Here is a 24,246-nt window from a genome sequence, read left to right on the forward strand (position 1 = left end):
GGTCAGATATTGCCCATGACGGCCAGAATCACGAGGATCAGCAGGATCAGCCCCAGGCCGCCCGCCGGATAGTATCCCCACCCGCCGCTATATGGCCATGTCGGCAGGGCCCCGATCAGCAACAATACGACAATCACAAGTAATATCAGTCTCATTGAATCGTCCTCCGATACGGCAGATGATGGCGCAAGGCAGGACGGAACCATCCGCAGGACAGTCTGCCCGACAGATTCAAACGCATCGTGCCGAAAAAGGATGCCGGTCCCGCCACGGGCACGGCGCAACCCCCTGCCCCGCCCCGTGTTATGATGGCATGAGGGGTCGATCGAATGCGGAGCCTGTCGTGTCCAGCGCGTCGGCTGCTTGCCCCGTCGTCGTGGCGATACCGGTCCGGGACGAAGAGGACCGCATCGCGCCCTGCCTGTACGGCCTGGCCGCGCAGACGGGGCGGACGGTCGATCATGTCGTCCTGCTTCTGAACAACTGCACGGACCGGACGGCGGCGCGCGTGGACGACCTGGCCCCCGTGCTGCCCTTCGGATTGACCGTCGCCCATCGCATCTTTTCCCCGGCCGTCGCCCATGTCGGCACCGCGCGGCGGGAAGCCATGGAGATCGCGGGCCGCATCGCGGGGCCGGACGGCATCCTGCTGACGACGGATGCCGACGGGGTCGTCGCCCCGGACTGGATCAGCCAGACCTTCGCGGCCTTCGATACCGGTGTGGATGTCGTCTGCGGCCGCGCCGAGATCGACCCCGAGGAGGCACGCGCCATACCGGCATACCTTCACCGGCAGGAGGCCGAGGAAATCGCCTATGGCACCCTGCTGGACAGGCTCTATCACCTGCTCGATCCCGACCCCCATGATCCCTGGCCGCGTCATACCGAACATTCGGGTGCCAGCATCGCCGTCACGGTGCGGGCCTGGCGCCGGGCGGGCGGCATTCCGCCCCAGCCGCTGGGCGAGGATCGCGGCTTCATGGCGGCCCTGCGCCGGATCGACGCGCCGATCCGCCACGCCCCCGGCGTGACCGTCACCGTTTCCGGCCGCCTGGCGGGCCGCGCAAGGGGCGGTATGGCGGATACGATGGCCCGGCACGTGATCCGCCAGGACACCCAACTGGACGACGCGCTGGAACCGACGGCGGACTGCCTGCGCCGTGCCATGGCCCGGGCGGCCCTGCGCAGGCTGCGCGACCTGTCGGTATGCGGCCGGGACCGTGCCGATACGGCGCGGCAGCTTGCGGACATGCTGCGCATTCCGGCCGACGCCCTCGCACGCCCCTTGGCCGGACACACCTTCGGCGCGGCATGGGAAAGCCTGGAACGATGCAGCCCGTCGCTGCACCGGCGGCGGGTGCTGCGACGCGATCTGGCCGAGCAACACGCCATGGCGCAGGCCATGATCGACGATCTTGTCATGGAGATGGGGCATGGACGTTCGGTCGCGTAAGCCGGCGACGGTCGAAACCTGGCCCACGGCCCTGTTCGAGGATCTGTACCGGGCCGATCCCGACCCCTGGCGCGTGACGACATCGGCCTACGAGCGGCGGAAATACGCCACGACGCTCGATCATGTGGGACGCGGCCCGTTCGGGCTGGCGCTGGAACTGGGGTGCGCGATCGGGATCATGAGCCGCGCCCTTGCCGCACGATGCGACCGCCTGGTCGCGGTGGACACGGCCGCCACGGCCCTGGACCACGCCCGACGCCATTGCGCGGACTGCAACCGGATCACCTTTCACCGCGCCTTCCTGCCGGCGGAATTTCCGGCCCTGCGTCCGGGCTCCTGCGATCTGGTGGTGATATCGGAGCTGCTCTATTTCCTCTCGCCGGCCGACATCCGCCGCCTGGCGGACCGGGTTCTCGCCGTGCGGCGGCCCGGCGGTCCGATCGTGCTGGCCAACTGGACGGGCCCGACCGACACGCCGTGCAGCGGCGATGACGCCGCCACCCTCTTCGTCGCGCGCTGCCGCGACCGGGGGCTGGCCATGACCGTCACCGCGTACCATGACGGCTACCGGCTGGACCGGTTATCCTGACCCCTTGTCCTGCCCCCCTTATCCTGACTTCGGCCGTCGGCGACGGCCGGCGCATCCCGCAGGTCCCAGGTTTCCCTGCGCATCAGCAGGACCACGACGCTGACCCCGACCACGACGCTGCTGGCCGCCAGAACAGGCTTTATGCCGACCGCACGGGCCAGGAAGCCGCACATGGCGTAGCTCAGCGGTGTCAGGCCTTGCGCGACCAGGCCGAACAGGGCGTTGATCCGCGATAACGCCTCCTCGGGCACCTGCCGTTGAATGGTGGTCTGCGCGACCAGGTTCAGGATCACGATCCCCGCGCCAAAGGCGACGCCGCCCAGGGCCAGGTAGGGAACCGACGCCTGCGCGGCCAGCAGGACCAGCGGAATCACCAGGACGGCAGCCGCCGTTTCATAAAGCACCAGCGGACGGGAAACATGCCAGAACAGGCTGACGCCCCCACCGAAAATGCCGCCGATGCCGATGGCCGAGGAAATGATGCCCCAGGACTGGGCGCCACGCACCACATGGGCCAGCGAGACGGGGCCGAGGATCAGGAACGGCGCGAACGCCGCCAGATTCAGGAACCCGTATTGCGCCGTCATAAGGATCAGCCATCGCCGCTGATGGAACTCGCGCAGGCCGGCCAGCAACTGGGTCTGGAACGGTGCGGTCGCCCGGCGCGCCGGGCGCAGGGTACGCATCGCCGTCAGGCAGATGGCGCTGATGGCATAGGTCACCGCGTCGCAGCCAATCGCGATCGGTGCGCTGCCGATCGCAACCAGCATGCCGCCCAGCGACGGCCCCAGTATCGCGGTGATCGAGCCGGAAAGACTGAGCAGGCTGTTGACGCGGCGCAGATCCTCGGGCCGCGCCAGAACCGGAATCAGGCCGCTTTCCGCGGGGCCGTAGAATGCGTTGCCGACCCCGACCAGCGTGACCAGGCCGATCAGCACGGCGACCGAGGGATGGGCACCCGCCATCAGGATCGCGGTCAGACCCTGGCTGGCACAGCGCAGCAGGTCCGCGCCCACCATCAGGGACCGCCGCACCCACCGGTCCGCGATCGCCCCCGCCGGAACCATCAGCACCACGACCGGGGCCGCCTGCGCGGCCAGGACCAGGCCCAGGATCGATGCCGAATGCCCGTGCGACAGCACCGCGAACGTCAACGCGACCGATACCATGGCCGATCCCAGCGTCGAGGCACTGGTGGCAACGAAAAACAGGATGAAATTGCGTGTCTGCCAAAAGCGCCGGCCACGATCGGCATCGGTCGGACCGGGCTGCTGCGTCACATGCATCTCCGTGGAAGAACCCATACACCCGGCCCCCGGAATGGGGACGATATCGGGCATAACGGTTCAACCGACGGCGGAGGTTCCTCGTCTTTCTGGCGCGGGATCGTCCGGGTCAGGCCGTCGCGGCTTCGCGCGCCCGCCGGTTCAGTTCCTCGACCAGCGGGGCGTCCCGTTCGTCCGGCTTGAGCCGGCCGAAAAGGTAGCCCTGGACCTCGGTGCAGCCTTCCTCGCGGACCCGGTCGAGATGGGCCTGGGTCTCGACACCCTCGGCGACCGTGGTCACGCCCAGACGCTTGCCCAGGCTGGCCACCACCTGCACCACGGCGGCGCAATCGGGCCGGTCGACGGCATCGCGCACGAACGAACCGTCGATCTTGATCTTGTCGAACGGGAAGGCCCGCAGATGGGCCAGCGAGGAATAGCCCGTCCCGAAATCGTCGAGCGCCACCCGGACGCCCAGCTTCCGCAATTGCTGCAGTTCGGCGGTCGTATCCCGTTCGTCGTAGAGAAGGGCCGTTTCGGTCACCTCGATTTCCAGCCGCTCGGGCGGCAGGCCGGAGGCCTCCAGGGCTGCGAGGATGGACGGGACGAGCGTTCCCTTGCCGATCTGGCTGGCGGAAATATTCACCGCGACGCGCGCGCCATCGGTCCAGCGGGCCGCGTCGCGGCAGGCCGTATTCAGCACGAAACCGCCGAGCTGGTCGATCAGGCCGCTTTGCTCGGCCACCGGCACGAACTCGCCGGGCGAAATCCAGCCGCGCTCGGGATGGTACCACCGCACCAGGGCTTCGCGGGCCGTCACGGTGCCGCTGTCGATGCCGATGATCGACTGGTAGAAGACGAACAGCCCCTCCTCGCTTTTCAGCGTAGCCTGCAGCCTGGCTTCCAGGCGCATACGCTCCTGGATGCGGGCCTCCATCTCGGGCTGGAACATCCGGAACTCTCCCTTTCCGGCGGTCTTGGCCACATGGAGGGCGATATCAGCCCGGCTCAGCAGCGTTTCCCCGTCCTCGCCATGGAGCGGCGCCAGGGCGATGCCGACGGACGCGGTGATCTGGATGCTCCGGTCGTAATCGAGGTCATAGGGCTCGCTCAGGAAGGCGACGACACGCGCGGCCAGCAACGCGGCCTCTTCCGCGTTGTCGTGCGGAACGAGGACGGCGAACTCGTCCCCTCCCAGCCGTCCGACGACGGTCGCCGGGCTGTTGCACGTCGCGCGCAGGCGGCTTGCCACCTGGGTGAGCAGGATATCGCCGATCCGATGCCCCCTTGTATCATTCACCAGCTTGAAGCCGTCCAGATCCACGAACAGCAGTCCGACCCGGTTCCCGGGCGTGCCCAGGCGCTTGTCCAGTTCCTCGTGGAACGTGATGCGGTTCGGAAGCCCGGTCAGGATGTCGTAATGGGCCATCTGGAAGATGCGCCGTTCGGACTCCGCCTCCTTGGTCACGAGCGCCCAGGTCAGCATGGGGCCGATATACGTCCCGTCCGTGTCCGTGACGGCGGAAACCTTCAGGTCGATGACCTCGGGACCGAGGCTGATGCGGGCGTTGTGCGGAAGGTTCGCGGGGTCGCCCAGAATCCGGCGCTGGTGTTGCGGGTGCCTGTGAAAGACGTCGATACAGGTGCCCGGCAGGTCGTCGGCCTTGATCGGCAGCAGGTGCTCGATCCGCCGGACCAGGCGTTTCGAGGTCTCGTTGACGTAATTGATCTTCAGCGTATCGGGTTCGACCGTCATCACCGCGACCGGCATGTCGTCGATCATGCGCAGCAGCCGGTTCTGCGCCTGTTCCTTGGACCGTGCCGCGATCGACGCGTTGACCATGCGGACGAAGTCGCGGTTCTGGATCAGCACCACGACCACCGAGGCCCCGATCACGAACACGACGTTGACCGCCATGCCGATGAACACGGGCTGTCCCGTCGAAGCGAAGAAGACCACGAAGGCGCTCCCGGCGACAGCGGCGACGATCAGGGCGGCCGAGCGCAGGTGGATCAGGCAGAACATCGTGCCCAGGATGGAAATCACCAGGAAGAACGCGACGTGGCTCTGTTCCAGCGCGTCGCCATAGGAAAACAGCGCGAATGCCCAGGCCGGAAAGACCACCGTCAGGGCCGCGGCCACGCGATTGGCGCGTCGCAGTTCCGCGAAGGCCGTTTCCACCGTCAACGCGACGTTTCTCTTCTTCCACCACACGACCAGGCGCGACAGGCATATGGCGGTCAGCAGCAGGGACGCATACAGGGTCAGCCACAGCGGCGCCCGATGGATGAAGGTCCCGGCCAGGACCCAGGCATCGGCCACCAGGATGAAATACATCAGCGGGATAAGGCGCGAGAGCGCCGCGAATTGCGCCTTCAGCAGTTCGGGGTTACCGGTGCGCACCGACAGGAACGTCGCAATTCCGGCGCAGATCGATTTCGGATTCATCAGGTCCTCACGCCGCCGCTCATGGGCATGGCTTGGTCGGTGGTGGCGTCAGCGGGCGAATTCGGCACGGGCGGACGCCCCGTTCCCGTCGCGGAGGGTTCGGCTTTCGCGGGTCAGCGTGATCTGCCCGCTTCCGACGATCTGCCCGAGCGGGGCCGGCCGGCCAAGCAGGAAGCCCTGGGCCTCGTCGCACCCTTCGCTGTTCAGCATGGAAAGCTGGTCATACGTCTCGATTCCCTCGGCGAGCACGGGAATGCCGAAGGATTTGCCGAGGCCGAGCACGGCCCGGATGATGGCCAGCGTCTGCGGATTGGCCGCCGCCGCGCAGCAGAACGAACGGTCGATCTTGATCCGGTCGAAGGAAAAGGCACGAAGGGTATCGAGCGAGGAATACCCCGTTCCGAAATCGTCGAGCGCGATGGTGACCCCCAGCGCCTTGATTTCGCGCAGCACGTGCAACGCACGCTTCTGGTCCGCGAAGATCGTCGTTTCGGTCAGTTCCAGTTCCAGCCGTTCGGGCGACAGCCCCGTTTCGGCCAGCACGGTCCGGACCAGCTTCGCCAGATCGGCATGCACGAACTGCACCGCCGAGAGATTCACCGCGATCTTGTAGGGCGGCTCCCACGACGCGGCTTCCCGGCAGGCGGTTCGCAGGACCCATTCGCCGATCGGAAGGATCAGGCCGTTTTCTTCCGCAAGGGGGATGAACTCGGCCGGCGAGATCGAACCGATCTGCGGGTGCTCCCAGCGCAGCAGGGCCTCGTAGCCACGAATCCGGCCGGTCGCGATCGACGTCTGGACCTGGTAGTGCAGCGAGAGCTGGTCGCGCGCCAGCGCGTCGCGCAGGTCGGCGGCGAGGATGCGACGGGCGCGAAGGGCCTCGTCCATCTCGGGCTTGTAGAAGCAGATCTTCCGGATCGGATCGGCCTTGGCGCGATACATGGCCAGGTCGGCGTTGTTCGCCAGCATTTCCTTGTCGGCGGTGTCGTCGGGCCAGATGGCCACGCCCAGGCTGCCGCCTGACTGGACCTCGAATCCATCAAGCCGCAGGGGCTTGAACAGGGCGCGTTCCAGGCGTCCGAGAAAGTCGGAAAGGTCCCGCCTGTCCCCCATGCGATACAGGGCCGCGAACTCGTCACCGCCGGTCCGGGCGACGAACTCGCCGTCGCGCAGTAATCCCTTGAGGCGCCGGCCGAGGATGCGCAGCACCTCGTCCCCCGCCGCATGACCGCGCAGATCGTTGATTTCCTTGAAGCGATTGAGATCGATGCCGATAAAGGCGAACGTGCCCTTATTCTCCCGTGCCAACGCGATCTCGGAATCGAGACGGTCGTTGAAGCTGGCGCGGTTCGGAAGGCCGGTCAGCGTGTCGTTCATCGCTATATGATGCAGTCGCTCCACGGTTTCGGCCCGGACGCTGTCGTCGATCAGGTAACTCGCCAGCCCGGCGCCGACGATGACCAGCGCCGTAGCGGTGATCGCCAATGCCAGGGCATGCAATGCCTCGGGATTGGCGAACGACCCGTCGATGGGCGCGGGCGTGATGCGCAGCGCGGCCATGCCGGTGAAATGCAGCCCGATGGTCGCCAGCACCAGCAGGCCGGCCATCAGGTTGCGGGCCTGCCGGCCCCGCCGCGCGGCGACCTGCAGTGCCACCGCCGACAGGCCGACGGCAAGCACGATGGATACGACGAGAAGACGCCTGTCCCACGACATGACGCCCTGCACGCGATAGGCCGTCATCCCGGTATAGTGCATGGCGGCAATCGACAGGCCGACGATCCCACCGCCCAATGCGGGCGCCAGCCCCGTCCCGCGGTTTCCGGCCAGGACGAAGCCGGCCGTGCTGCCGATGACCGCGATCAGCAGGGATACGATGGTCAGGACCGGATCGAACCCCACGGGAACGCCAGGATGAAATCCAAGCATGGCGATGAAGTGGGTACACCAGATCGACACCGCCGCGGTCAGGGCCGTCAGGAAGTGCCAGCCATACTTCTGCAGCCCGGTCGTATCGAGCGTGCGGAAGAACAGCCGCGCCGTCACCCAGGACCCCAGGCCGCAGAGCAGCCCGGCGGCGATCACCAGGGACAGGCTGTGTTCAGCGATGATGCAGCCGAAGATCGTCCTCATCGAAGGTGCGACGCAACCCTGGCGACGATCGCGGTCCCGCCGCATAGCGCCACAAGCAGGGCCAGTGACGCGAAGTAATACGATTGTAGATCGACCGGAAGCGGACCGCCGGCGAAACATATTGTAAAAATGGAGAGGATGAGCATGGCCCCGATACTAACGGCGATCCGGGTCATCTGTCTATCCGGCGGGCTGTCGCCCAATGCCGGGGACCGAAATGGGCGACCAGGTAGGCCCGATCCCCCATTCCGGCATTTTTATTCTCAGGCTGTCTTCATATGACGACGCGATATATGATGATGCGGCTCAGCGGCCCAGCGACCGATCGTAATACTCGTCGATCTGGTGGCCATACATCTCGTCCCCCCAGTTCGGCATCGTGTCGTCGGTATAGGCCGGCGCGCCCTGGAGCTGTTCCCGCGTCAGGTCGACCACATAGCCGCTGAGGTCGGGATCGTAGGTCAGGGTCTTCCACGGCAGCGGGTGGTAGCTGTTCCCGATCCCGAGGAATCCGCCAAAGCTCATCACGGCGTAGGCGACATGACCGGTGCGCTTGTCCACCATGAAATGATTGACGGTGCCCAGCCGGTCGCCGCCCCGGGAATAGACCGCCGTGCCCTCCACCTTGTCCGAGGAGATAAGCTCGTGCGTCTCGCTGATCTTGTCCGTTGTAACGTTTGACATGACGTCCTCCGTTCGCTGATGAACGAGACCTGAGTTGGTGGGCCCACAAGACGGAACAAGGGGGCGCGCGGCGCCTGTCTCGCACAATAGTTTGAGGGAACGAAATACGTTTCTCAGTGCCCTTCCATGGCCGGCACGTCGTCCTGCGCGTCCATTACCGAGACGTCTGGGACGGGCACGGCGCTGCGCACCCCCCATTCGCAGAACAGCAGAGAAACGACCGCCACCACCGCAAGGTCCCAGCCATAGGGAATCCAGCCCCGCCCGCCGAACGCCGTACTGCCGCCATAGGACAGCGCCGCGATGGTCGGCAGGTAGGCCATGAACCAGACCGCATGGCGGAAGGCCGCACGGTGCCGCGCCCACCCGTCATGCCGGCGGAACCAGGCATAGAGCGGCAGGAACATCAGCATCAGCAGGATGATGTCGCCGCTGAGCGGCCATCGCGCCCAATAGAGCAGCAGCGAGGAAAACATGAAGGCCAGCGCGCCCACCACCCGCATGGCCGGCACCCGCACCGGCCGGAGACGATCCGGCAGCGTCCGCCGCAGCGCCAGGGCCGCGATCGGCAGCATCATGTAGGAAATCACGGTACAGACCGAAATGACCGAGGCCAGGATACCCCACCCGCGAAAGCAGAACAGGAAGATGAACGCCACGCCCAGGTTGAACCACAGCGCCGGGCGCGGCACGCCGTAGAGCGGATGGATGCGCCCCAGCAGGTCGGGCATCGTGCCGTTGCGCTGCATGCCCAGCGTCATGCGCGTGCTGCTGGCCAGATGGGTCGCCCCGGCGCCGCTGGGGGCGAGGAAGGCATCGAAATACAGCAGCATCGCCAGCCAGTTGAGGTTGAAGGCGATGGCAAGCTGCGCGAAGGGCGAGGAAAAGGACAGGCCGGCCCATCCCCCCGCCCCCGGCCGCACGGCGCCCAGGTAGGCGCATTGCAGCAGCAGGTAGATCACGGTCGCCAGCACGACCGATCCCAGCACGGCGAAGGGGATGCTGCGCGCGGGATTGCGCGCCTCCCCCGCCAGGTTCAGCGGGCTCTGGAACCCGTTGAAGGCGAAGACGATGCCCGAGGTCGAAACCGCCGTCAGGATGCCCGACAGGCCATAGGGCATGAACCCGCCGGCACCATCGCCCACCAGGTTGCCGGCACGGAAGCTGCTGGCCATCAGCGCCAGCGCGGTGGCGGCCGGCACCACCAGCTTGAAGACCGTGATCATGGCGTTGAAGCGCGCGAAGAACCGCACGCTCCAGAAATTCAGCAGGAAATAGACCACCACCAGCACCGCCGCCGCCATCAGGCCCGGCGGCGTCAGCACGCCGTCATGATACAGCCCCCGCGCCCAGGGAAAGGACCAGGAACTCATATACTGCACCGACGCCTCGGCCTCGACCGGTACGACGCTGACGATCGACAGCCAGTTCGCGCTGGCGGCCATGAAGCCGACCAGCGGACCGTGGGTCAGGTTGGCGTAGCGCACCATGCCGCCCGCCACCGGGAACATGCCCCCCAGTTCGGTGGCCACGCCCGCGATCGCCAGCGCGATGACCGCGCCCAGCAGCCAGGCCAGGCTGGCCGCCGGCCCCGCCGTCGCGGCCGCGCGCTGGGCCCCGAACAGCCAGCCCGACCCGATCATGGCGCTCAGCCCCGTGAACATCAGTTGCCAGGGGCCAAGGGCGCGATTCAGGTGGGGTGACACGTCTGGGCTTCTCCGGCAGTCGGGCGGGGGTGGGTGCGAATCGCACGCGGATTCGCCCAACCAACATCGTTCCGCGTCCGGACGCAACAGGCCGGGGTCAGCCGGTCGCGTCGCCCGCCCGCATCCGGCGCGCGGCCTCCACCATCCCGGCGATCGCCGCGCGGACCTCGGGCCATTTCCGGGTCTTGAGACCGCAATCGGGATTCACCCAGATCTGGTCGGCATCGATCCGCGCGGCCGCCGCCGCCAGCAGCGCCGTCATTTCGGCCACCGTGGGTACGCGCGGGGAATGGATGTCGTAGACGCCGGGTCCGATTTCGGCCGGATAGCGATGCCCGACGAAGGCATCGAGCAGTTCCATCTTCGAGCGTGCCGTCTCGATCGAGATGACATCGGCATCCATCGCCCCGATGGCGGCGATGATGTCATTGAACTCGGAATAGCACATGTGGGTATGGATCTGCGTCACATCCGCCACCCCGGACGCGGCGATGCGGAAGCAAGCCACCGCCCAGTCCAGATAGGCCTGCCATTCCCCCCGCCGCAACGGCAGCCCCTCGCGCAGCGCGGCCTCGTCGATCTGGATGATGGCGGCGCCCGCCCGTTCCAGGTCCACGACCTCGTCCCGGATGGCGTAGGCGATCTGGCGGCACGTGGTCTCGCGCGGCTGGTCGTCGCGGACGAAGGACCAGTTCAGGATCGTGACCGGACCGGTCAGCATGCCCTTCATCGGGCGGGCGGTCAGCGACTGGGCATGGCGCCACCATGCCACGGTCATCGCCTCGGGCCGCGACACGTCCCCATAGATGATCGGCGGCCGGACATAGCGCGATCCATAGGACTGGACCCAGGCATGACGGGTGAAGGCGAAGCCCGACAGCCGTTCGCCGAAATACTGCACCATGTCGTTGCGTTCGAATTCGCCATGGACCAGCACGTCCAGTCCGGCCTCCTCCTGCCAGGCGACGGCGCGGGCGATCTCGGCATGCAGGAAGGCCTCGTAGTCCGCGCGCGGCATCTCGCCCCTGGCATGGGCGGCGCGGGCCTGGCGGATTTCCGGGGTCTGCGGGAAGGACCCGATCGTGGTGGTGGGATAGGCGGGCAGCTTCAGCCGCGCGCGCTGCGCCGCCCGGCGGACGGGAAAGGCCGATGCACGATGGGCCGCGGTCGGCCCTTCCGCGGCCAGCCGCGCCTGGACGACAGGATCGTTGATACGCGGCGAGGTCCGGCGCGACGCGACGGCGGCGGATGACGCATCCAGCGCCTCGCGCACGGTGGCCTCGCCCTCGTTCAACGCGCGCGCCAGCACGGCCAGTTCGGCGATCTTCTGCACCGCGAAGGCCAGCCAGGACCGGACATCCGTCTCCAGCGCCGTCTCGCGGTCCAGGTCCAGCGGCGCATGCAACAGCGAACAGGACGGCGCAAGCTGGAGCGTCCGTCCCGCACGCACCGCCGGGGCGATCCGCGCCAGGATGGCGTTCAGGTCGGCCCGCCAGACATTGCGCCCGTCGATCACGCCCAGCGACAGCACCAGGTCCGGCCGCGCGCCCGCCAGAACCGCGTCCAGTTGTTCCGGCGCGCGGACCAGATCGACATGCAGACCGTGAACCGGCAGCGACAGCGCCGTCGCCAGATTGTCGCCCAGCGCCCCGAAATAGGTCGCAAGCATCAGCCGCACCTCGCCCGCCCCCGCGCCGAGCTGCGCATAGGCCTGGACGAAGGCCGCCCGCGCCGCGTCGTCCAGATCCAGCACCAGGCAGGGTTCGTCGATCTGCACCCATTCCGCCCCGGCATCGGCCAGCGCCCGCAGGATCGCGACATAGACCGGCAGCAGGCGCGGCAGCAGCGTCAGTGGATCGAAGCCGCCGCCGCGCGCCTTGCCCAGCAGCAGGTAGCTGACCGGCCCCAGCAGGACGGGCCGGGTCTCGATTCCCTGGGCGCGGGCCTCGCGATACTCATCGACCGGCTTGGTCGAGGACAGGCGGAACACCTGGTCGGCCGAGAATTCGGGCACCAGGTAATGGTAGTTGGTGTCGAACCATTTGGTCATTTCGGAAGCGGGCACGCCCGCGCCGTGGGCATGCGCATGGCCGTGGGCGCATGTGTCCGCCTGCCCGTCCGGCGTCGCCTGGGTGCCGCGCGCCAGGGCGAAATAGGTCGCGCTGTCGACCGTGCCGCCGGTCCAGCCATAGGCCGGCGGAATCGCCCCGACCATCACGGTCGTATCCAGCACATGGTCGTAGAGCGAAAAATCGTTGGACGGGATCACATCCGCGCCCCGGTCGCGCTGCCACGCCCAGTTGGCGGCACGCAGCCGGGCTGCGGCGGCGTGAAGCGACGCGGCATCGGTGCGGCCGGCCCAGTGGTTTTCCAGCTCCGCCTTCAGTTCACGCCGGGGGCCGATGCGGGGAAAGCCCAGGGTGGCGACTTCAATCTTGGCGACGGTAACGGTCATGACAGCCTCGTCAGGTTGGGCGGGACCGGGGAACAGGCACGCGTCACCAGCCGCGCCGGATCATCCCGGGCACGGTGCCGTCACGACCCGTCCGGACACCCCGCCGGAGGATTCTTGCGGCCATGGCAGGTCTCCTGGCTCGCGGGTCCGCGCAATGGGTCCGGCCTTCCCGGGGCATGACGCCCCAGTGACGCGAATGGACCGATGCTCGCCGCCTACAGTTGCGGGGGCAGCGCCGGCGTCGCACCGGCTTCCCTCTTAGCCGTGCCCCGGAACGGGGGGCACGGAACCATGACGGGGCGGATTAAGGCGCGCGACGCCGACAGGAGTCAATTGGAATTTGCACATATAAGGATGTTGTTATATTCATTCTTCCATGACCCGCCCGCTCGTCATCTTCCAGGCCCTGGCCGACCCGACACGCCTGCGCATCCTGGCGCTGCTGCGCACGATGGAACTGTCCATCGGCGAAATCGCCCAGGTGCTGGGGCAAAGCCAGCCGCGCGTGTCGCGGCATGTGAAGATCCTGGTGAATGCCGGCCTGGCCGAGCGCCGCAAGGAAGGAAGCTGGGTGTTCCTGACCCTGGGGCCGCCCGACGACCTGGCCCCGCTGCTGGCCGCGATCGACCGCTGGACGCCTGCGGACGATGCCGAGCAGCAGGCCGATATCGCCCGGCTGAAAGCCGTGCGAGCGGTCCGCGCCAGTGCGGCCGAGGATTATTTCGAAACCCATGCCGCGAACTGGGACGCGCTGCGCTCGCTGCACGTGGCGGAAGGCGATGTCGAGGCCGCGATCCTGCGCGTGCTGGCGCCCGATCCGATCGGGCGCCTGGTCGATATCGGCACCGGCACCGGGCGGATGCTGGAGGTGCTGGGCCGCCAGGCCGACAGCGCCGTCGGCTTCGACCGCAGTCCGGCGATGCTGCGCCTGGCCCGCACCAAGCTGGCCCAGGCGGCGACGACCGAACCGGGGCTGGAGCACGCCGAACTGCGGCAGGGCGACATGTATGCCCTGCCGCTGCCCGCGGCATCGGCCGATGTCGCGATCATGCATCAGGTCCTGCATTACGCGCAGCACCCCGCCGCCGCGATCGCCGAGGCCGCGCGGCTGCTGGCCCCGGGCGGGCGGCTGCTGATCGTGGATTTCGCCCCGCATGACCGCGAGGACCTGCGCGAGCGCGACGCGCATGTCCGCCTGGGCTTCACCGACCGGCAGATGTCCGACTGGTTCGCCGCCGCCGGCCTGTCCTGCGCGCCCCCGGTTCACCTGGATGGCGAACTGACCGTCAAATTATGGCTGGGCCGCCGCCTTTCGGCACCCGCTGCCCCGATCCACCACCCTGCGTCATGAAAGCGGTTGAATGTCCCTGAATCCGTCCGCCGACACACCGTCCCCCTTGGGAATGTCGTTCGAATTCTTCCCGCCCAGGACTGACAGGATGGCGGAGACGCTGCGCCAGACCGTGGCCAGCCTGGTGCCCCTTGCACCGCGTTTCATGTCGGTCACCTATGGCGCCGGGGGATCGACGCGCGACCGCACGCTGGACATCGTCGCGTCGCTGGTTCGCGAAACCACCGTGCCGGTGGCTGGACACCTGACCTGCGTCGACGCCTCGCGCGATCAGGTCGATGCGGTGGCGCGCGCTTATTGGGACGCGGGCGTGCGGCATATCGTGGCCCTGCGGGGCGACCCGGCCGAGGCGGGTGCCGCGTACGTACCGCATCCCGACGGATATGCGAACGCGGCGGCGCTGGTCGCCGGCCTGCACCGCATCGCGCCGTTCGAGATTTCGGTCGCCGCCTATCCCGAAACCCATCCCGCCGCCGTCAGCGCCGCCGCCGACCTGGACAATCTGAAGGCCAAGATCGATGCCGGCGCCACGCGGGCGATCACGCAATTCTTCTTCGAGTCCGAAACGTTCCTGCGCTTCCGCGACCATGCCGCTTCCGCCGGGATCACGGCCGAAATCGTGCCCGGCATCCTGCCCGTGGGAAATATCGCCCAGGCCTATCGCTTTGCCGACATGTGCGGCGCACGCGTTCCGGACTGGATGCGGCGCCTGTTCGACGGGCTGGACGACCAGCCCGGCGCCCGTGCCATCGTGACGACGACGGTCGCGACCGAACTGTGCCGGCGCCTGCGCGAGGAGGGGGTCGATCATTTCCATATCTACACCCTCAACCGGGCCGACGCCTCGCTGGCGCTGTGCCGGCTGCTGGGCCGGTAACGGAAAAAAACGCGGCGGGCCTGCAACTTGGGGTGGGTGTCGGGCGCTTGATCATGCGATGGCCTCCCCGATCCGCCCTGCCATGAAAGTCCCCGACATGTCGGCCGCCCCGTCACCGCGCGCGCTCCTGTCCGCCCTCCTGTGCCTGGGCATGCTGCCCCTGGCCGCATGCAGTTCCGCCAGCGGCGAGGGCGACCATCACCCGCCCCACGACCGCAATGTCATCGTCGTCCCCCGCGGCACCGACGTGGTCTGCCCCGACGGCACCCATCCCCCCTGCCCCTGAGACCGGTCCCGTATCTACGGGGCCGCGGACGGGACAGGACACAGGGCCCTTGCCGCGCGTGCGCCACGCGCCATGACCTGGCCGGCGAACACAGCCATGCGGTCCGATACCGGCAGCCCGGCCCGGCCCAGCGCCTGCGCCACCCATCCGTTGCAGGTGTGGAACAGCGTGTAGCGGCTGCGCGCCGCATAGAACAGGCTGTCCGGATCGTGCCCGACCGCCACCAGGCGCGGCGCACCGTCCTGTCCGGAGGCCAGATCCCCCCAGATGAAGGCCGACAGACGCTCCACCTGCGCCGGCTTCAGCGTCAGGATGACCACGGGTCCGGTGCCATAGGCCTGGTCCGGCGCGACGGTCAGCGCAACGACCTGGATGACGGCGGAGCCGGGAAACGGACCGATCAGGTAATCCTCCAGGCTGGTCGCGGGCGCGGTGAAGAACGTCTTCTTGCCGTAGCCGAACAGGATGGTCCGCGCGCCCGGAAAGACCTGGCGATAGAAACCCAGCGGCCCCGTCAACGCCGCCGCCGGAATCCCGATTTCGGTATGCCAGCCCCGGTCGACCAGATAGACCGGCACCGTCGCCCCGGACAGCGTTCCCACGGGCCCGCAGGCCGGCGGCGTGGCCGGCGCGCAGCATGACAGCGCCAGCAACAGGACCAGGATCAGCCGCGCCGACTGCTTCACGCACCGTCTTCCAGCATGATCGTGCTCCTGCTTGTCGCATTGCGTGATGAAAGACTATGTTGGCCGGCCAGAACTTGTACACCGCCTGCACTATCGGAAATGATACCATTATGCCGCGCGAGCGCACGCCCCGCTCCCCCATTTCCTCCATCGACGTCGCACGGCTGGCCGGAGTATCGCAATCGGCGGTTTCACGCAGTTTTTCCCCCGGCGGCAGCGTATCCCCCGCGATGCGCGAGAAGGTTCTGGCGGCGGCCGCCGTGCTGGGATACCGGCCGAACCTGATCCCCCGCATCATGCTGTCCGGCCGGTCGCGGATGATCGGCGTGGTGGTCGGGGGGCTGGACAATCCCTTCTACGCCGCCGTCCTGGATCATTTCGCGGTCGTCCTGCGCGCCGTGGGGCTGCAGGTCCTGCTGGTGCAGGTGCCCGATGCCCTGGCGCTGGACGGGGCGCTGGACCAGTTGGCGGGCTACCGGGTCGATGCGGTCGTGACCGCGCTGGCCGTGGGCACGCGGCAGGCCGCGACGGCGCTGTCGGACCTGCGGATACCGATCGTCTGTTTCAATTCCCGGCTGACAGCGCCGTGGATTTCCACCGTCCGGTCGGACAACCGCGCGGCGGGACAGGCTGCGGCCCACCTGCTGGCCGATCGCGGGGCGCGCCGCACCGCATGGCTCGCCGGCCCGCGCGACAGCGCCGCGACCCGCGCGCGGGCACGCGGCTTCCTGGATGGATTGGCCGCCCGCGCCCTGCCCGCGCCCGTCGTCATCGTGGGGCAGGATACCTATCACGATGGATATGCGGCGGTGCGCGACCTGTTGCGGGGGCACCGGCCGCCGGAAGCGTTCTTCTGCAGCAACGACATGATGGCATGCGGCGCGATCGACGCACTGCGCGCCCACGGCCTGACGGTGCCCGGCGACGTGCGGGTGGTCGGGTACGACAACATTCCCCAGGCCGCATGGCACGGGTACGACCTGACATCGTTCGACCAGCAGGTGGACCGCATGGCGGAAGCGGCACTGGACCTGCTGACCTCCGCCCTGGCCGACCCAGCGACAGCGGCGAAAGGGCGGACCCGCACCGTTCCCGCCCGGCTGGTCGAACGCGGCAGTACCGCGCCACAGGCCCGATAGGAAAATTTCAGAAGCGGCGTTCGCCGCCGACCCAGACCTCGCGCACCATGAATTCGCGGTCCATCACCACGAAATCGGCCCGCAGGCCGGGCAGCAGCGCGCCGCGATCCCGCAGGCCCAGATAGTGCGCGGCATTCCGGCTAACCAGCTTCGCGGCATCGACCAGATCGGTGCCGGCCGCGATCGCGTTGCGCAGCGCCCCATCCAGCGTCAGTACGCTGCCGGCCAGCGTGCCGTCAGGCAGGCGCGCAATTCCGTCGCGGATCGTCACCTCCTGCCCACCGAGCTGGCTGATCCCGTCACCCTGCCCCGCGCCGCGCATGGCGTCGGTCACGAACAGCAGGCGGTCGCCCAGCAGCCGGTGCGCCAGGCGGAAGCTGGCAGGATGGACATGATGGGTGTCGAAGATCAGTTCGGCATGACCGGCATCGCTGCATAGCAGCGCCGTCGCCGGGCCGGGCCGGCGGCCCTCGATCCCGCCCATGGCGTTGAACAGATGGGTGCCGCCCGCCGTCCCGCCGGCGGCGCAGATCCGGCAGATCGCCTGTTCGGCCTGTTCGAAGCCGGCGACGGTGTGGCCGATGCTGACGCGCACGCCGGCGGCGGCGAAGGCGGCAATGGCGCTGTCCGCATGCTCCAGTTCCGGCGCCAGCGTCACGACGCGCACCACCCCGGTCTGCAGCGCCGCACGGACATGATGGGGGTCCGGGGCGATGGCGAAGGGCGGCTGCGCCCCCAGCCGATGCGGACTGACGAACGGACCTTCCAGATGCGCGCCATGGATGACCGGGCCGTCCGCCATCCCGGCCTGCTTCACCTCGGCCACCGCATGCAGCGCGTCCATCACGTCCGGCCATGGCCGCGTAATGGTGGTCGGCAGGATCGTCGTCGTGCCATGGACCAGGTGAAACCGCGCCATGCGCCGGATCGCCGCCGCGCCGTCCATCGTGTCGGCGCCGTCACCGCCATGCACATGCGCGTCGATGAAGCCCGGCAGGATATAGAGTGCCTCGGCCGGTCCATCCCCGCCGCTCACCTCGTCCGGCGCGATGGCGCGGATCGTCCCGTCGAAGGTGATGCGCCCCGCCGCCACCCGGTCCGGCAGGACGAGGTTTCCCCGAAGGATCATGATCGGACCATTTCCCCAAACACCGGCATTGCGCCTTGAACCAGCCCGGCTTTTCGCATGCATCATGCCGGTTGTACAGTAAATAACGGTCCCGCCCCACAACCCCGGCCGACGTTCCGCCGTTGTTCCGGTACCGCCAGGAGTACCGGCCATGTCCCACGCCAGCCCCCTGATCACCATCCTGGTCGTCGGCCTGACATTGGCCTTCGTGCTGGGAATGCTGGCCAACCGGCTGAAGATTTCGGTTCTGGTCGGCTACCTGCTGGCCGGTGTCGCGGTGGGGCCGTTCACGCCCGGTTTCGTCGCGGACCAGGAACTGGCCCTGCAACTGGCCGATATCGGCGTCATCCTGCTGATGTTCGGGGTCGGGCTGCATTTTTCGGTCAAGGACCTGCTGGCCGTGCGCGCCATCGCCCTGCCCGGCACCCTGCTGCAGGTGGCGCTGTCCAGCCTGGCCGGCATGGGACTGGCGCTGCTGATGGGCTGGACGGTACGGGCAGGGCTGGTCTTCGGCCTGGCGTTGAGCGTCGCCAGCACGGTCGTGCTGATGCGCGCGCTGGACGAACAGCGGCTGATGGAAACCGAGCGCGGGCACCTGGCCATCGGGTGGCTGGTGATCCAGGACCTGGTGACCGTGCTGGTGCTGGTCATGCTGCCCGCGCTGGCCCCGGTGCTGAAGGACGGGGCCGCCCATGCGCCCACCCTGTGGGCGCTGGCACTGACCCTGGCGCTGACCCTGGGCAAGGTCGCGGCGTTCATCGCGCTGATGCTGCTGGTCGGGCGCCGCGTCATTCCGGCGGCGCTGCATTACGTGGCGCGGATCGGATCGCGCGAACTGTTCCGCCTGGCGCTGCTGGCCGTGGCGCTGGGCGTCGCCTTCATGGCGTCGGAACTGTTCGGCGTCTCCTTCGCGCTGGGGGCCTTCGTCGCGGGCATGGTGCTGAGCGAATCCGCGCTCAGCCAGCACGCGGCGGAGGAAACCCTGCCGCTGCGCGACGCCTTCGCCGTGCTGTTCTTCATTTCCGTGGGCATGCTGTTCGAACCCACGACCCTGCTGCGTCACCCCGCCAGCCTGCTGGCCCCCCTGGCCGTCGTCTTCATCGTGACGCCGGCCATCGTGTTCGTCACCCTCTGCATTCTGCGCCAGAGCCTGCGCACCGCGCTGACCATTGCCGCCGGATTGTCGCAGATCGGGGAATTCTCATTCATCCTGGCGACGCTGGGGGTCGATCTGGGATTGCTGGACGAATCGGCGCGCAGCCTGATCCTGGCCGTCTCGATCCTGTCGATCCTGCTCAATCCCCTGGCCTTCCTGGCGGTCACCCTGCTGGCCCCGTGGGCGGAGAGGATCGACGCCCTGCGCGCGGGACCACCCGGCGAAGCCGCGACGGTAGCCCATCCCAGCACCCTGCGCGGGCACGCCGTGGTCGTGGGCTATGGCCGGGTGGGCGCGCTGGTGGTGGACGGGCTGCTGCACCAGGGCTGGCCGCTGCTGGTGATCGAAACCGGGGACATGGCGATGCAGCCCCTGCGCGATCGCGGGATCGAGACCATTCTGGGCAATGCCGCCGATCCCGCGGTCCTGGCCGCCGCGAACATTCCCGAGGCCCGGCTGCTGGTCGTGGCAATCCCCGAGGCGTTCGAGGCCGGACAGGTGGTCGCGCAGGGCCGCGCCGCCAATCCGTCCATCACCATCATCGCCCGCGCGCATTTCGACAGCGCGGTCGATCACCTGCACCATCTGGGCGCGGACGTCGTCATCATGGGCGAACGCGAAATTGCCCGGGCGATGCTGGACCATGCCGAACACGACATATCCCCTATCTCTCCGGTACACGCCATGACGCGCGCCCTGCCGGAAATGGGCGGCGGCGCGGTGGCATAGCGCGGATCGGGATCAGGCTGCGAAAAACGCCGCCGTCGCCTGGGACAGCGCATGAAGGCCCGCGCCGCCGTTCCACACCATGCAGGCCGCCCAGGCGACGGCTAGCAGCACGGCCGCCCTGCCGCCCCATTCCGCCCACTGGGCCGCGGACGGCATGCGGTCCCGCCCGCGCGCCGGAATGGTCCCCGGGCAGCCGCAGCGCGTGTTCATAACGCCCCCTGGCATAAGCGGGCACGACGGAATTGCTGCGCCACCCGGTGCGTCAGCACGGCCAGGTCCGGCAATGTCTGGTTATGCAGGGAACGCACGCTGTCGTGCGTGGCGTAGAAGCGCCGGCCGCCGAGACCATCCAGCACGATGGCCGCGCCCAGGAAGATGCCGTCGACTTCGATAATCGTGGAATTCAGCATGGATATCCGTCCGTCGGTATATTCGGCGGCCGGCGGCATGCCGGTCCGTCAAGGCGTGGCGTTCGGCCCGCCGCGCTGGCCGCAGCACCGCGCGCTACATCGGTGCCAGTTCCACATTCGCATCGCCATCGTGCCCCGATCCCGAAATCCCGACAAATCGCAGGATTTACCAGATCATACGTCATATATCGTCATGGTCAATAGTTATAACGAAAAGATTATGTTATTTTGCAAATCCACCACGCCATCCACGGCCTTAAGCGGCCTGCCGGATCGTTTCGGGTCGGGTGGATTTTCATGCCCCGTTGGCCCATCCTGCGCGCCATGCCACCGCAGAAGGTCTGGAAACGCATGAATCGTACCGTCTGGCTTCGTACCGTCGCCGCGTGCCTGGGTGGCTGGGCGGCCCTGTCCGGCCCGGCCCATGCCGCCGACAATCCGTTCCTGACCGCCAGCACGCTGCCGTTCCAGGCCCCGCGCTTCGACCTGATCCATGACGGCGACTACCAGCCCGCGTTCGAGCAGGGCATGGCGCAGCAGATGGCCGAAATCCAGGCAATCGCGGATTATCCCGCGCCCCCGACCTTCGACAACACCATCGCGGCAATGGAACGTTCTGGCCGCGTGCTGGACCGGGTGTCCGAGACCTTCGACGGGGTGTACCAGGCCAACACCAATCCGGCGCTGGATGCCGTGCAAACGGCCATCGCGCCGAAACTGGCCCAGCATCAGGATGCGATCTACCTGAATCCCGGACTGTTCGCCCGGGTCCGCACGCTGTACGACGCGCGCGCCACGCTGCACCTGACGGAAGAGCAGGCGCAGCTCCTGACGGTCTATTATCAGCAATTCATCCATGCCGGCGCGCAATTGTCCGCCGCGGACCAGGCGACGCTGCGCGGATTGAACACGCACCTGTCGCAACTGGAAACCCGCTTCCAGCAGACCTTGCTGACAGCGACCCGGCAGGGCGCGCTGGTCGTCTGGCGCCCCGCCGCCCTGCACGGGCTGGACCGGGCCGCACTGGATGCCGCCGCCGAAGCCGCCAGGGGGCGCGGGCTGACGGACGCATGGGCGCTGCCGCTGCAGAACACGACGCAGCAGCCGGACCTGCAATCCCTGACCGATCGCGCCACGCGCCAGGCGCTGTTCGCCGATAGCTGGCTGCGCGCCGAACACGGCGACAGCGGGGACACGCGCGCCGTCATCGCCGAACTGGCGCAGTTGCGCGCGCGCAAGGCAGCACTGCTGGGCTATCCCGATTACGCGTCATACGTGCTGTATGACCAGATGGCCGATACCCCTGCGAAGGTGCAGCGTTTCATCGCGCAGCTCGTGCCCGCGACGCTGGCCGAACAGAAGCGCGAAATCGCGGATATCCGCGCCGCCATCCATGTGGACGGCCAGACCTTCCAGCCCCAGCCGTGGGACTGGACCCATTACGCCGAACAGGTGCGCAAGGCGCGCTACGACCTGGACCAGAACCAGGTCAAACCCTATTTCGAACTGGACAGGGTGCTGCGCGACGGCGTGTTCTTCGCCGCCAACCGGCTGTACGGGCTTACATTCACCGAACGCAAGGACATCCCCGTCTACAACCCCGACGTACGGGTGTTCCAGGTCACCGACAAGGACGGGTCGCCGCTGGCGCTGATCTATTTCGATTACTTCAAGCGCGACAACAAGAACGGCGGCGCCTGGATGTCGAATTTCGTGGGGCAGTCGCACCTGCTGGGCACGAAGCCGGTGGTCTATAACGTCGCGAACTTCACCAAGCCGGCGCCGGGGCAACCCGCCCTGATCAGTTTCGACGACGTCACCACGATGTTCCACGAATTCGGCCATGCGCTGCACGGCATGTTCGCCGACCAGACCTATCCCACCCTGTCCGGCACCGCCGTGGCCCGCGATTTCGTCGAATTCCCGTCCCAGTTCAACGAACATTGGGCGCTGGACCCGATCGTCTTCGCCCATTACGCCAGACAGTACCAGACCGGCGCCGCGATGCCGCAGCCCCTGGTCGACAAGATCAGGAAGGCCGCGCGCTTCGACCAGGGCTACGCGCTGGGCGAGGTCATCGCCGCCGCCAAGCTGGACATGGACTGGCACATGCTGCCCGCCGGCGCCCCGCGCCAGGACGTCGACCGGTTCGAAGCGGACTCGCTGGCCCGATCCGGACTGGATACCACGGACGTTCCGCCCCGCTACCGGTCCAGCTATTTCCTGCACATCTGGGCCAACGGCTATGCCGCCGGCTATTATGCCTATCTGTGGACCGAGATGCTGGACGACGCGGCGTTTTCCTGGTTCCGCGCCCACGGCGGGCTGACGCGCGAAAACGGGCAGCGCTTCCGCGACATGATCCTGTCACGCGGGCATACGATGGCGTACGGCCCGATGTTCCGCGCCTTCTACGGCCAGGACCCCGATATCACCCCGATGCTGCGACATCGCGGGCTGGTCCCGGGCCAGGAGTGACCCGCACGCGTTGAGGCAAATCATTGGCCAGGCGCGACGGATGGCGCACCATGGCCCCGATTTTCGACAAGGAGAGACCACCATGGCCCGCGTTTCCGGAAAAGTGGCGATCGTCACGGGGGCGTCCCGTGGGATCGGCAAGGCCACCGCCCTGATGCTGGCCCGCGAGGGCGCGCGCGTCGCCGTCGCCGACCTGAAGGAGGACGAGGGCCAGGCGGTCGTCGCCGAGATCGGGGCGGCGGGCGGCGAGGCCCTGTTCGTGCCGCTGGACGTCAGCAGCGAGGACGCCTGGACCCAGGCCATGGCGGCGGTGACGGGCCGGTTCGGCCGGCTGGACATTGCCGTCAACAATGCCGGCATCGCGTTTTCCGGCACCGTGGAAAGCACGGACCTGGCCGAATGGCGCCGCGTGCAGTCGATCAACCTGGACGGGGTGTTCCTGGGCACCAAGTTCGCCGTCGCGGCGATGAAGGATCATGGCGGGTCGATCATCAACCTGTCGTCGATCGAAGGGCTGATCGGCGATCCGACGCTGGCGGCGTACAATGCCAGCAAGGGCGGCGTACGGCTGTTCACCAAGTCGGCGGCGCTGCACTGCGCGCGCTCGGGCTACAAGATCCGGGTCAATTCCGTCCATCCGGGCTATATCTGGACACCGATGGTCCAGGGCCTGACCGCCGACCAGGCAGCCGCCCGCGAAAAGCTGGTGGCGCTGCATCCGATCGGCCATCTGGGCGAGGCCGACGACATCGCCTACGGCATTCTTTACCTTGCCTCGGACGAATCCAAATTCATGACCGGCAGCGAACTGGTGATCGACGGCGGCTACACCGCGCAGTAAGGGATGCGAATCCGGGCCCGCGCGCCGCGATCGGATTATACCAACTCCTGTTTGTTAAAACCCATGTGCCCATTGTCGTAGCCCGAGGGACATGATGCGCCAGGGCTGGTCGACGAGCTGGTTCCAGGCGTGGCAGCAGATATCGACGATGTCGTCGTAGGTGCGGAAGATCCGGTTCGACAGCCAGGTATTGCGCATGAACTGCCAGACGTTTTCCACCGGATTGAGTTCGGGCGAGCGTGGCGGGAGCGGCAGGATGGTGATGTTGGCGGGGATATCGAGTTTCGGGCTGGTATGCCACGCTGCCTGATCGACGATGAGGATAGCGTGAGCGCCCGGCGCTACGGCCTGCGAGATCTCGTCGAGATGCCGGTTCATGGCGTGGAGGTTGCACCAGGGCAGGACGAGGGCCGCTCCCTTGCCTAGCTGT

Annotated in this window: 20 protein-coding genes, 1 pseudogene and 1 riboswitch; of the genes and pseudogenes, 9 read left to right on the forward strand and 12 right to left on the reverse strand. The window is 67.6% G+C overall.

Translation table 11 applies throughout. The annotated features are described in order from the left end of the window. Positions 1-2: 2 nt before the first annotated feature. The gene (locus GDI_RS19175) at positions 3-155 is read right to left on the reverse strand and encodes a DUF3309 family protein (protein WP_012553356.1); all 153 of its coding nucleotides are present in this window, start codon (positions 153-155) and stop codon (positions 3-5) included. Between the two features lie 188 nt (positions 156-343). Between GDI_RS19175 and GDI_RS12170 the strand changes: the two genes are divergently transcribed. Beyond that, positions 344-1,453 (forward strand): glycosyltransferase, encoded by a 1,110-nt coding sequence (locus GDI_RS12170; protein ID WP_041249426.1) that lies wholly within the window; start codon positions 344-346, stop codon positions 1,451-1,453. Beyond that, positions 1,434-2,042: a class I SAM-dependent methyltransferase gene (locus GDI_RS12175; protein ID WP_050935027.1), complete on the forward strand. Its 609-nt coding sequence runs from the start codon at positions 1,434-1,436 to the stop codon at positions 2,040-2,042. The genes GDI_RS12170 and GDI_RS12175 overlap by 20 nt, the downstream gene beginning before the upstream one ends. Here GDI_RS12175 and GDI_RS12180 read toward each other — a convergent pair. The 6 genes from GDI_RS12180 to metE form a co-directional block, all read right to left on the reverse strand. Further along, complete coding sequence (locus GDI_RS12180; protein ID WP_012226586.1) at positions 2,018-3,328, reverse strand: MFS transporter; 1,311 nt, start codon at positions 3,326-3,328, stop codon at positions 2,018-2,020. The two genes, GDI_RS12175 and GDI_RS12180, sit on opposite strands and share 25 nt — an antisense overlap. Before the next feature lie 109 nt (positions 3,329-3,437). After that, positions 3,438-5,756: a putative bifunctional diguanylate cyclase/phosphodiesterase gene (locus tag GDI_RS12185; protein WP_012226587.1), complete on the reverse strand. Its 2,319-nt coding sequence runs from the start codon at positions 5,754-5,756 to the stop codon at positions 3,438-3,440. 48 nt (positions 5,757-5,804) lie between these two features. Continuing rightward, entirely contained in the window at positions 5,805-7,889 is a 2,085-nt protein-coding gene (locus GDI_RS12190; protein ID WP_012226588.1) for a putative bifunctional diguanylate cyclase/phosphodiesterase, read from the reverse strand. Between the two features lie 306 nt (positions 7,890-8,195). Further along, complete coding sequence (locus tag GDI_RS12200) at positions 8,196-8,573, reverse strand: PRC-barrel domain-containing protein (protein WP_012553362.1); 378 nt, start codon at positions 8,571-8,573, stop codon at positions 8,196-8,198. Positions 8,574-8,686: 113 nt separating this feature from the next. Beyond that, positions 8,687-10,279 carry an APC family permease gene (locus GDI_RS12205; protein WP_041249427.1) on the reverse strand — a complete coding sequence of 531 codons (1,593 nt, stop codon included), beginning with the start codon at positions 10,277-10,279 and terminating at the stop codon, positions 8,687-8,689. A 97-nt stretch (positions 10,280-10,376) separates the two neighbouring features. Continuing rightward, positions 10,377-12,713: a 5-methyltetrahydropteroyltriglutamate--homocysteine S-methyltransferase gene (metE, locus tag GDI_RS12210; protein ID WP_197535956.1), complete on the reverse strand. Its 2,337-nt coding sequence runs from the start codon at positions 12,711-12,713 to the stop codon at positions 10,377-10,379. 128 nt (positions 12,714-12,841) lie between these two features. Next, positions 12,842-13,043: riboswitch (cobalamin riboswitch) on the reverse strand. Positions 13,044-13,110: 67 nt separating this feature from the next. Here metE and GDI_RS12215 point away from each other — a divergent pair. From GDI_RS12215 to GDI_RS12225, 3 genes are all read left to right on the forward strand, one after another. Continuing rightward, positions 13,111-14,085, forward strand: a complete 975-nt coding sequence (locus GDI_RS12215; RefSeq protein ID WP_012226594.1) for an ArsR/SmtB family transcription factor — start codon at positions 13,111-13,113, stop codon at positions 14,083-14,085. A gap of 10 nt (positions 14,086-14,095) precedes the next feature. Further along, on the forward strand, positions 14,096-14,962 hold the full coding sequence (gene metF, locus GDI_RS12220) for a methylenetetrahydrofolate reductase [NAD(P)H] (RefSeq protein ID WP_012553364.1): 867 nt from the start codon (positions 14,096-14,098) through the stop codon (positions 14,960-14,962). A gap of 82 nt (positions 14,963-15,044) precedes the next feature. Beyond that, positions 15,045-15,248: a hypothetical protein gene (locus GDI_RS12225; RefSeq protein WP_231854112.1), complete on the forward strand. Its 204-nt coding sequence runs from the start codon at positions 15,045-15,047 to the stop codon at positions 15,246-15,248. A 14-nt stretch (positions 15,249-15,262) separates the two neighbouring features. On the opposite strand, the gene GDI_RS12230 is transcribed toward GDI_RS12225, so the two are convergent. Beyond that, positions 15,263-15,934 (reverse strand): DUF2459 domain-containing protein, encoded by a 672-nt coding sequence (locus tag GDI_RS12230; protein ID WP_012226597.1) that lies wholly within the window; start codon positions 15,932-15,934, stop codon positions 15,263-15,265. Between the two features lie 110 nt (positions 15,935-16,044). On the opposite strand from GDI_RS12230, the gene GDI_RS12235 reads away from it, so the two are divergent. Beyond that, positions 16,045-17,073, forward strand: coding sequence for a LacI family DNA-binding transcriptional regulator (locus tag GDI_RS12235; RefSeq protein ID WP_157871040.1), 1,029 nt, complete (start codon positions 16,045-16,047; stop codon positions 17,071-17,073). A gap of 7 nt (positions 17,074-17,080) precedes the next feature. Here the strand turns inward: GDI_RS12235 and nagA are convergent, their stop codons facing one another. After that, positions 17,081-18,202, reverse strand: a complete 1,122-nt coding sequence (nagA, locus tag GDI_RS12240; RefSeq protein ID WP_041249428.1) for an N-acetylglucosamine-6-phosphate deacetylase — start codon at positions 18,200-18,202, stop codon at positions 17,081-17,083. 151 nt (positions 18,203-18,353) lie between these two features. Between nagA and ybaL the strand changes: the two genes are divergently transcribed. Next, the gene (gene ybaL, locus GDI_RS12245; RefSeq protein WP_012226600.1) at positions 18,354-20,087 is read left to right on the forward strand and encodes a YbaL family putative K(+) efflux transporter; all 1,734 of its coding nucleotides are present in this window, start codon (positions 18,354-18,356) and stop codon (positions 20,085-20,087) included. Between the two features lie 12 nt (positions 20,088-20,099). Here the strand turns inward: ybaL and GDI_RS12250 are convergent, their stop codons facing one another. After that, positions 20,100-20,297, reverse strand: a complete 198-nt coding sequence (locus tag GDI_RS12250) for a hypothetical protein (RefSeq protein ID WP_012226601.1) — start codon at positions 20,295-20,297, stop codon at positions 20,100-20,102. Further along, on the reverse strand, positions 20,294-20,536 hold the full coding sequence (locus tag GDI_RS12255) for a hypothetical protein (RefSeq protein WP_012226602.1): 243 nt from the start codon (positions 20,534-20,536) through the stop codon (positions 20,294-20,296). Before GDI_RS12255 ends, GDI_RS12250 begins: the two co-directional genes overlap by 4 nt. Positions 20,537-20,848: 312 nt before the next feature. Between GDI_RS12255 and GDI_RS12260 the strand changes: the two genes are divergently transcribed. Further along, on the forward strand, positions 20,849-22,975 hold the full coding sequence (locus GDI_RS12260) for a M3 family metallopeptidase (RefSeq protein WP_049762994.1): 2,127 nt from the start codon (positions 20,849-20,851) through the stop codon (positions 22,973-22,975). A gap of 82 nt (positions 22,976-23,057) precedes the next feature. Further along, entirely contained in the window at positions 23,058-23,816 is a 759-nt protein-coding gene (locus GDI_RS12265) for a glucose 1-dehydrogenase (RefSeq protein ID WP_012553371.1), read from the forward strand. A gap of 54 nt (positions 23,817-23,870) precedes the next feature. Here the strand turns inward: GDI_RS12265 and GDI_RS12270 are convergent. After that, positions 23,871-24,242: pseudogene (locus GDI_RS12270) on the reverse strand (transposase); the annotation flags it as partial. Positions 24,243-24,246 lie beyond the last annotated feature (4 nt).

It is taken from the genome of Gluconacetobacter diazotrophicus PA1 5, assembly GCF_000067045.1.
In the GTDB taxonomy this organism is placed as follows: Bacteria; Pseudomonadota; Alphaproteobacteria; order Acetobacterales; family Acetobacteraceae; genus Gluconacetobacter; species Gluconacetobacter diazotrophicus.